This is a genomic window from Vulcanococcus sp., assembly GCF_044369115.1.
Taxonomy (GTDB): Bacteria; Cyanobacteriota; Cyanobacteriia; order PCC-6307; family Cyanobiaceae; genus Vulcanococcus.
In genome coordinates this window covers 1-7,935 of sequence record NZ_JBIPMN010000127.1, presented here as the reverse complement: position 1 = coordinate 7,935, position 7,935 = coordinate 1, and the positions used below count along the sequence as shown (strand labels likewise).

The 7,935-nt window shown below is 66.2% G+C and carries 9 protein-coding genes; 1 reads left to right on the top strand and 8 read right to left on the bottom strand.

The features are described 5' to 3' along the window. The 8 genes from ribD to grrP form a co-directional block, all read right to left on the bottom strand. The coding region (ribD, locus tag ACIQ2E_RS10400; RefSeq protein ID WP_398329923.1) for a bifunctional diaminohydroxyphosphoribosylaminopyrimidine deaminase/5-amino-6-(5-phosphoribosylamino)uracil reductase RibD at positions 1-593 on the bottom strand (593 nt) is incomplete at its 3' end. Beyond that, positions 590-1,093, bottom strand: coding sequence for a DUF3122 domain-containing protein (locus ACIQ2E_RS10395; RefSeq protein WP_398329914.1), 504 nt, complete (start codon positions 1,091-1,093; stop codon positions 590-592). The genes ACIQ2E_RS10395 and ribD, both read right to left, overlap by 4 nt. Before the next feature lie 41 nt (positions 1,094-1,134). After that, positions 1,135-3,645, bottom strand: a complete 2,511-nt coding sequence (locus ACIQ2E_RS10390; protein WP_398329911.1) for a GH116 family glycosyl hydrolase — start codon at positions 3,643-3,645, stop codon at positions 1,135-1,137. A 27-nt stretch (positions 3,646-3,672) separates the two neighbouring features. Continuing rightward, positions 3,673-3,924, bottom strand: coding sequence for a hypothetical protein (locus ACIQ2E_RS10385; RefSeq protein WP_398329908.1), 252 nt, complete (start codon positions 3,922-3,924; stop codon positions 3,673-3,675). A gap of 5 nt (positions 3,925-3,929) precedes the next feature. Further along, on the bottom strand, positions 3,930-4,973 hold the full coding sequence (locus tag ACIQ2E_RS10380; RefSeq protein ID WP_398329905.1) for an AI-2E family transporter: 1,044 nt from the start codon (positions 4,971-4,973) through the stop codon (positions 3,930-3,932). 1 nt (position 4,974) lies between these two features. After that, positions 4,975-6,168: a cyclophane-forming radical SAM/SPASM peptide maturase GrrM/OscB gene (grrM, locus tag ACIQ2E_RS10375; RefSeq protein ID WP_398329902.1), complete on the bottom strand. Its 1,194-nt coding sequence runs from the start codon at positions 6,166-6,168 to the stop codon at positions 4,975-4,977. Beyond that, positions 6,165-6,539, bottom strand: coding sequence for a GrrA/OscA1 family cyclophane-containing rSAM-modified RiPP (gene grrA / locus ACIQ2E_RS10370; protein ID WP_398329899.1), 375 nt, complete (start codon positions 6,537-6,539; stop codon positions 6,165-6,167). Before grrA ends, grrM begins: the two co-directional genes overlap by 4 nt. A 68-nt stretch (positions 6,540-6,607) precedes the next feature. After that, positions 6,608-7,489, bottom strand: a complete 882-nt coding sequence (grrP, locus tag ACIQ2E_RS10365) for an extracellular substrate binding-like orphan protein GrrP (protein WP_398329896.1) — start codon at positions 7,487-7,489, stop codon at positions 6,608-6,610. Between the two features lie 86 nt (positions 7,490-7,575). Between grrP and cbiE the strand changes: the two genes are divergently transcribed. Beyond that, positions 7,576-7,935: precorrin-6y C5,15-methyltransferase (decarboxylating) subunit CbiE (cbiE, locus tag ACIQ2E_RS10360; RefSeq protein ID WP_398329893.1), on the top strand; the 360-nt coding region annotated here is incomplete at its 3' end.

Genomic DNA, 7,935 nt, shown 5'->3' with positions numbered 1-7,935 from the left:
CCGCCCCCCACGATCACCGCATCGCAGCGGCTCCGCAGTTGATGCACCCAGCCCCGTGCTGCTTGCCCCGAGATCCACTGGCTGGAGCCGTTGGGCAGGGCTGTGCGGCCATCGAGGCTCATCGCCCACTTGAGCAGCCCCAGCGGGCGGCTGTGTTCCACCCGGTGGATGAAGGCGCGGTTGAGCTGGCGGGCTTCGGCCTCGCACACCCCCACGATCACTTCGATGCCTGCGCTCTGCAGCTGGGCGATGCCACCTCCGGCCACCCGCGGGTCGGGATCGCGCATCGCCACCACCACGCGCGCCACACCTGCGGCGATCAAGGCTTCACTGCAGGGAGGGGTTCGGCCGTGATGGCAGCAAGGCTCAAGCGTGACGACCGCGGTGCCGCCGCGGGCGCGCTCCCTGGCCTGACGCAGCGCATGCACCTCCGCATGGGGCGTGCCGGCCCGCTGATGAAAGCCCTCGCCCACCAGTTGGCCGTTCGCATCCAGCACCACGCAACCCACCAGGGGATTGGGACTGGTACGGCCCTGACCGAGGGCGGCCAGTTGCAGCGCCCGCTGCATCCAAGGGCGCCATGGGGCGCTCATCCCTCGCGCCAGCTGGGCAGGCTGCGCCATTCACCCACCACAAAAGGCGGCACCGGCAGCTCCACAAACACTCCGGGAAGCTCCAGCCGCAGCGGCCGGTTCTGATGCAAATCGGCCAGCAGCGGGCTGAGGTTGAACTCGGCGGCGGCATCGCGGCCGTCGCTCACCAGCTTGGGATTGGCGGTGGTGATGTCGTCGAGCGTCCAGGTGCCTCGCCCGGAGTGCACGATCAAGGAGGTGGGGTGATCAAGGCGCACTTTGCCGGGATAGCCCACGATCCGCAGGGTCACCGGCCCGCCGGGAGGGCCAGTGCGGTAGGCCACGGCCTGCCAGCTCTGGTAGTCGAGATCGCGCAGGCTCTCGAGGCTGCGCACCACCTCCTGGCCGTTTTCATCCGGGTGGGCATGCACCTGGGCCCAGGCCGGCTGCAGCGGAGTGAACAGCAGCAGGGCTCCGGCCAACCAGGCCAGCAGCCCCCGAATGAGTGAACCCGATGCCATAGAGCTGCAGATCTGGCGTTCAGCGTATGGAACGGAGCGGGTCAGCTTCGCTCTGCACCCGGAATCGGCTGCCAGTTGGTGTGGGTGGCCCACACCCCCCAGATCGCCATCGCCCGCAGGTAATGGCAGGCGCGGAAGGTGTTCACCGCCGTGATCGCCTCGGGCGTGCGGAACTGAAGACCGCCGCCGTACACCTGATCCACCACCGCCGCGGTGATCGCCAGGGCGGTGGTGGTGTCGCCCATGAGGCGGTAGTAGCTGGCGATGCCGAAGTTGATGCCGGTCCACACCTCGAGCGGGTGGGTGCCGTTGGGATCGAGGGGGGTGCCGTCGCGCCGCAGGCCATTGGCTACGCCGAGCTTGCCGCCCTCAAAGGCTTCAAAGCAGGCTTCCTTCACCGCCTTGAGGGTGCTGCGGCTGTTGGTTTCGCTCACCACAGGAGGCAGCCCCAGCAGGCGGGCATAGAAATCACCGCAGAGCTGATCGGCCATCACCACGGGGGTGCCGCTTTCGGCGTCGATGTCGTAGTACTCGCCGTTCCAGAGCAGCGTGTCGAAGTTGGCGCGCGATTGCTCCAGCCAGCTGCTGAAGGTGCGTTGTTCGCTTGAGGTGTCGAGTCCGGTGCTGAGCTGCAGTTGCTGGGCGATCGCCAATGCGGCTTCCAGGGCGGCGATCCAGAGGGCGCCGCAGTAGGCACTCACCCCCTTGAGCGGCCAGTCGTCGAAGGTTTGATCGGGCGCACCGCCGTTGTCGGGCAAGCCGTCGTTGTTGGCATCGAAGGTTTTCAGGTAGTGGAGTGCTTCCACGGCTGCCGGCCAGCACTCCGCCAGGAAGTTGATGTCTTCGCCGTTGGGCGCCAGCTTGAAGGTGCGCCACACCTGCAACACGTAGTCGCTGGCCAGGTCTTTCCAGAGGTTGCAGTCTTGATAAGCGGTGTAGTTGGTGGCCTCCCAGGGCCGCTCGTTCGGTGCGCCCAGGTCGTGGGGGGTGGCGCCCTTCACCTTGCGGGCTGCTTCCACCCGCCCTTTGCCCTGGGTGAAATACCAACCAATCGGCCGTGGGGTGGCATCGGCGGCGGGAATGGCCCGCGCAAAGCTGCGCAGCACGGCCTTGTCGAGCTCGGGCCAGAGTTGCAGCAGCGCCAGTGAGCCGTAGAGGCGCACATCGAGGCTTTCGTACCAGGCGTAGTCGAGGCACTCGAGTACGCCGAAGCGGCCGTAGGGATCCTCCCTGGATGCTGCGCTCCAGAGGCTGCCGCCACTGCAGAGGTCGTAGAGCTCGTTGAACAAGGCCATCCGCAGCGGCTCGGGTAGATCGCTGCGCTCAAGCACCGGCTGCTGCCAGGTTTCGATCTGATCACGCCAGCTGCGCCAGTCGCGCAGGCCCTCGGCAGCGATGGCGGCGGCTTGATCGGCGCTGGCGCCGAAGAAATCGGTGTAGCGGCGCAGGGCGCTGGTGCCTGTGGCGAAGGCTGTAACTGGCAGATCCCAGCTGATCACCACCGGGATCTCGATGCTCTGGCCCGGCTCCAGTCGGCACTGCACCGCCAGGGCCGCACTGGCGGGATCGGCGGCACTGCTGCGGCGGTCGTTGTTGCTGTCGGGGATGGAGCCATCGCGGCTGAAGCTGCCCCAGATCTCGCTGCCATCGCCGTGGGGATTCCAGCGGCTGCAGCGCTGGATGCTCACCCCGGGCTGCTGCGTCGTGGCGATGCACCACTGGCCTTCACCTTCAGCAACCGGTTGGGAGACGTCTCCTGCCAGCAGCACGCCTTTCAGGGAGCCATCGTCGACCCAGCGGTTGCGATGCCCTTCGCTCTTGCCGATCGCCGGGGCGTAGTTGTGCTCCGGGCTGCCGTCATCGCGGAAGTGCACCTCGGCCGAGGAATCGGTGTTGGTGAACCAGCCGGTGGTGTTGCGCCAGGTGAGCAGCAGCGAGAGATCGAGTGGTTTGCGGCTGGGGTTGCGCAGGGTCCACACAAACACCGCCAGCGGGTAGCTGGTCTGCTGGTAGTTGCCCGGCAGGATCGGGCTGAAGGCCTGGCAGCTCACCTCGGCGTCGTAGACGCCCTGGTAGTGGCTCCAGCTGAGCGGATAGCGAGCCGCATAGGTACCCGTGGTGCGATCGGGGCTGCTGGCGGGGTACCAGTTCCAGCTCGGGAGGGGTTCAACAGCCTCAGGCCGGGAGGCATCGCGCACCGGTTTCACCGCCAGGGCATGGGCTCGGCTCTGCTCGCCGTTGCTCTCAAACAGCGCGAACTGGCAGTCGGGCAACACCCCAAACCAGTGTTCGCCGCCGTCGAGATGCCAGAGGTTGAAGTTGCCATCCGGCGCTCGCCCGATGCAGCCGGTGCCAAAGCCCCCCAGGGGCATGCCGTGGTTGGGGCCGTCGTCGAGGTTGCTGGCGTAGCGAACGGTGTAGGGCTTCTGCCAGCCGAGCCCGAGGGGGCGGCTCCAGCTGGCCTGTGGCGGCTGCCAGTTGGATGTGGTGGCGCGGCCCAGTCCCTTGCGACGCAGCAGAGAGTTCAAGGCAGACAGGCCGAAGCGCGCCATGGGGCAGCAGAAGGTGCCGCCAGCTTGTCAGAGCTTGTTGGTTGGCGCCTCTCCCCCTACGTCCTGATCCACCAGGGCATCGATGGTGACAGCTGAGCGCACCAGCGCCTGATAGCGCTGCACCACGCGACGGTTGCGCTCGAGCCAGCCGGCGGGGTTGCCCTGGGCGGCGGCCAGGCTGCCCGTGTGATCGCCATCGAGCAGATCGAGTTCGCTCTGTTGGCTGATCAGGGCCAACACCAGTTCGTGGATGCGCTGGCGGCGATCGGCGGTAGACATCGACTTCAGGGGGAGGGGTGTGCGCTGGTACCCACCCAGAGGCGCACAAAGTGATAACCCAGCGACAGCACCACCGGCCCAAGGAATAGTCCTGCAAGCCCTGCCTTCAGCGTGCCTCCCAGCACGCCCACCAGGATCACCAGCATCGGCACCGGCAGCCCACGGGCCATCAGCAGCGGTTTGAGCAGGTGCTCTAGCAAGGTGGCGGCCAACAGCCAGAGGGTAAGCAGCAAGGCCATCAGGGGTGGCAGATGGCTCCAGGCCAGCAACAGGGCGATGAACACCACCGGCAGCGGCCCGATCTGCATCAAGCACAGGATCAGCGCCAGCAAGGTGAGCAGCCCAGACCAGGGCACATCGGCGGCAATCAGGCCCAGGCCGATCAACAGCGATTGCAGGAAGGCCACGCCCACCACCCCCCGCGACACATTGCGCACGGTGGTGGCCGTGATCAGCTGCACCGTTTCGGCATGCTCCGGCGCTAACCGATGCAGCAGGCGCCGCAGCCGCAGCAGCAATGAATCGGAGTACACCAACATCACAGCCGCCACCACCAGGCTCACCAGCAGCCGGAGGAAGCCCAGCCCCTTGGCCAGGGTCGTCTCGAGCATCCGGGTGATCACGGTGGTGAGCGTGTCGGAGTGGCTGCGCAGCAGGCCATGCAGATCGCTGATCAAGCCGTGCCAGAGCGGCTTGATCGCTGGCCCCAGCACAGGGATGCTCAGCAGCAGCGGTGGTGGTTGGGGTAGGGCCTCTTTGCCGTGGCGCACCAGCTCCAGCAGCTCACTCACGTTGCTTAGGAGTGCCGCTGCCAGGGCCCCCACCGGGCCGAGCAGCACGAGTAGCCCCACCAGCATGATCAGCCCCGCTGACCACCAGCGCCCCAGCCGCAGGTGGCGCTGCAGCCACAGCTGTAGTGGTTTGAGAATCACGGCCAGCAGTCCGGCCCACAGAAGGATCTCGGCAAAGGGCTGCAGGATCAGGGCGCAAGCGATGCCGAGCCCCACCAGCACCAGCAGCCGGATCAGGGCATCGAGGTTCAGCGGCATCTCAGGTGGCGGCTGCTGGAGCAGCCTCGAAGCGATCGAGCAGCACCTGCACCGGGATTTGGGTGCGGAAGCGGCAGGCGCTGGTTTCGCTGCAATCGAGCGTGCCGTGCTCCCAGAACTTGTTGCTGCCCATGCCACCGCCGCAGAGACCGTAGTAATCGCAAGTGCTCTGGCAGCGCGCCATGCCGGAGCTCACATCGCTCCACAGCTGTTGAAAGCGTGGGCTGCAGGCCGCCTCCAGCAGGCTGGTGGTGCGGATGTTGCCCAGATTGAAGCTGCCATAGCGCTCGCTGCTCACCGATAGCAGCTCGGGATCGAAGGTGGAGAAGTTGCCCTGCCAATCCACGCTGAGGATGGAATAGGGACGGTTGAGTTCGTTCTGGTTGAGGCGGCGGTTGCGCTGGATCAGATCGATCACCTGCTGGAACTCCCGCAGCACCAGCGGGTGACCATCGGCCTCGCTCAGCTGCCAGAAGCGGCTGAGGAACTGCCGGTAGCGCTCCTCCTGCTCGAGGCCCTGCATCGAGGAGCTGGTGTGCACACCCTCCTGCTCCTCCACGTTGAAGCCCACGGAGGTGATGCCGTTGTCGCGGAAGAAGCGATACATCGCCTCGGGTTGCTCCATCGCGGCGGCCGTCACCACTGCGATCACGTGGCAGGGGATGCCGTGGCGCTTGAGCGCCTCGATCCCCCGCATCGTGAGGTGATGGGAGGCGTTGCCGTTGCGGAAGCGGCGATGGGCGTCGTGGATGGCAGCTGGCCCATCCACACTCACGCCCACCACGATGCCGTTGCGCTGGAAGCAGTCGCACCAGGCGTCATTGATCAGCGTGCCATTGGTTTGCACGTGCTGCTCGATCACCACCGCTCCGGCGGTGAACTCCTGCACGCAGCGCTCGATGATCGCCGTGGCTTCGTCGTAGTAGCTGCAGGGAAGCGTGAGCGGCTCACCGGCGTGCCACACCAGCGAAAGCTGAGGCCCGCAGAAGGGGCTCTCGAGGATCCGCTGCAACAGCAGCGGCAGCAGCTCCAGATCGAACACCCGCCGCCTCTGGCGATCCGGCAGGTAGCAGTAATCGCAGTCGAGATTGCAGAGGGAGGTGGATTGCACCACCACCAGCCCGATCGGGCCGAAGCGGCTCAGCTCGAGATCGTCAGGAGCGGAGCCGATTGCCGTGATCTCGCCGCTGATCACCAGTTGATGAAGCTGCCGGGTAGCACGTTGCCCCAGCCGCCGTTGCCCCAACCGCCATTGGGCCAGCCGAGGTTCACGTTCACACCGCCGCCGTAGTAGCGAGCGCCGTTGCCCCAGCCACCACCATTGCGCCAACCGCCGCCATTGCCCCAGGCGCGGCCACCACCGTTGCCCCAGTAGCGGGCCAGCAGCTCGCCGTTGCCAGCCGTGCTCAGCTGGGGCTGCCAGGCGCCATCGCGCAGGGCCTGAATGCGGCTTTCGAGCGGGTTGCTCAGATCAGGCGCTTGATACACAGCTGCCTGAGCCGTTTCGGTGAACACGGCAGCAGCGGCGGTGAGGGTGAGCAGCTGCAGAAGGGAACGGGGTGCCATGGCAGTTGTGCGCGCAGTGCAGTGGTGGTTGCAGTGGTGTGTGCAGTGAAGTCAGCAGTGCTGGAGGCTCAGGACAGGTTCAGCAGCGCGGCGGTGAGCAACACGTTGGTGAAGTAGGCCTTGATCAGGTCTTGGCTCAGATTCACCGTGCTGCCAGGGCCCACCCACTGGTTGATGCGCTGCAAGGCAGAGGGATCGTCGTTGATGTAGGCCTGCATCAGCTTGGCGATCGCCAGGTTGCTGAGGTTGAGCAGGCCGGAGTTGTTCTCGGGCACAACACAGCCCACGGCTGCGCGGTTGTAAGGCACCGAGGGGGCAACGTTGCCATTGGGATCCACAGCGCCGCGGTTGGCGAGCAGCCAGAGGCTGTCGCCGGCGAGGAACTGAATCTCGCCCTTCTTCAGGGCTTCCAGGGCTGCGGCGGGATTGTCAAACAGAGCCAGTTCACCGCCGGTGACGGATTTCTCGATGGCGTGAGCCGAGAGGCTGTTCTTCACCGCGCCGATGGTTTTGCCCTGCAGTGCCGCAGGGGTGCCGTCATTGCCGGCAGGGGTGATCAGGCGGGTGCCGCTGAGGGCAAAGGGCAGCGAGTAATCAACAAACATCGAGCGGCCCCAGCTGAAGCCGGCCCCACAGGAGAGGTCGACAGCGCCGCTGGCGATGGCGGCAAGGCCTTCATTGATCGAATTCACCGGTTGTGGCACCAGCTGCACAGGCTTGCCGGTGTATTCGCTCACTTCTTTTTGGATCTCCTTGGCAAACTCCATGCCAAGGCCCACGTAGCCATTGCCCTGCTGGGTGGTGTAAGGCAGGTCGCCATTGAGCACCACAGTGTTCAGCCTGCCGGTGCGGCTCACCCGCTCGAGCACGGTTTCGGCTTGGACCGGTTGCAGAACCCCCAGGGTGAGGCTGAGCAGAGCTCCGGTGAGTGCGGTCAGTCGAACAGCCATCGCGTAGGGCGCAGACTCAGACAGTTGGCCGGAGAGTAAGGCAGTTTCGGCTCCTCTGCAGAACGCCTGACGCTCACAATGGCGAGATGATTGAGGTGATCGGCACCGACGCCGGCGCTCCGGCCAGCCTGCCGCCGGCTCACCAGGAGCTCCTGCGCCAGGCAGCGTTGGTGGCTGCACCCCGCCGGCTGCACGCCGCCCTGCAGAGCTGGGCTGGCGTTGGTGGACTTGCGCTCATTGCGAGCGATCAGCCGGAGCCACTGCTCGAGCAGCTCCGGGGTCTGGATGCTGGGCAACCAGCGGTGGTGCTGGCCAGTGGCGATCCGCTCTGGTTCGGGATCGGGCGGCTGCTGCTGGAGGGGCTGCCGGCGGATCAACTGCGTTTTCACCCGGCCCCCAGTTCACTCCAGCTGGCCTTCGCGCGCATCGGTCGGCCCTGGCAGGAC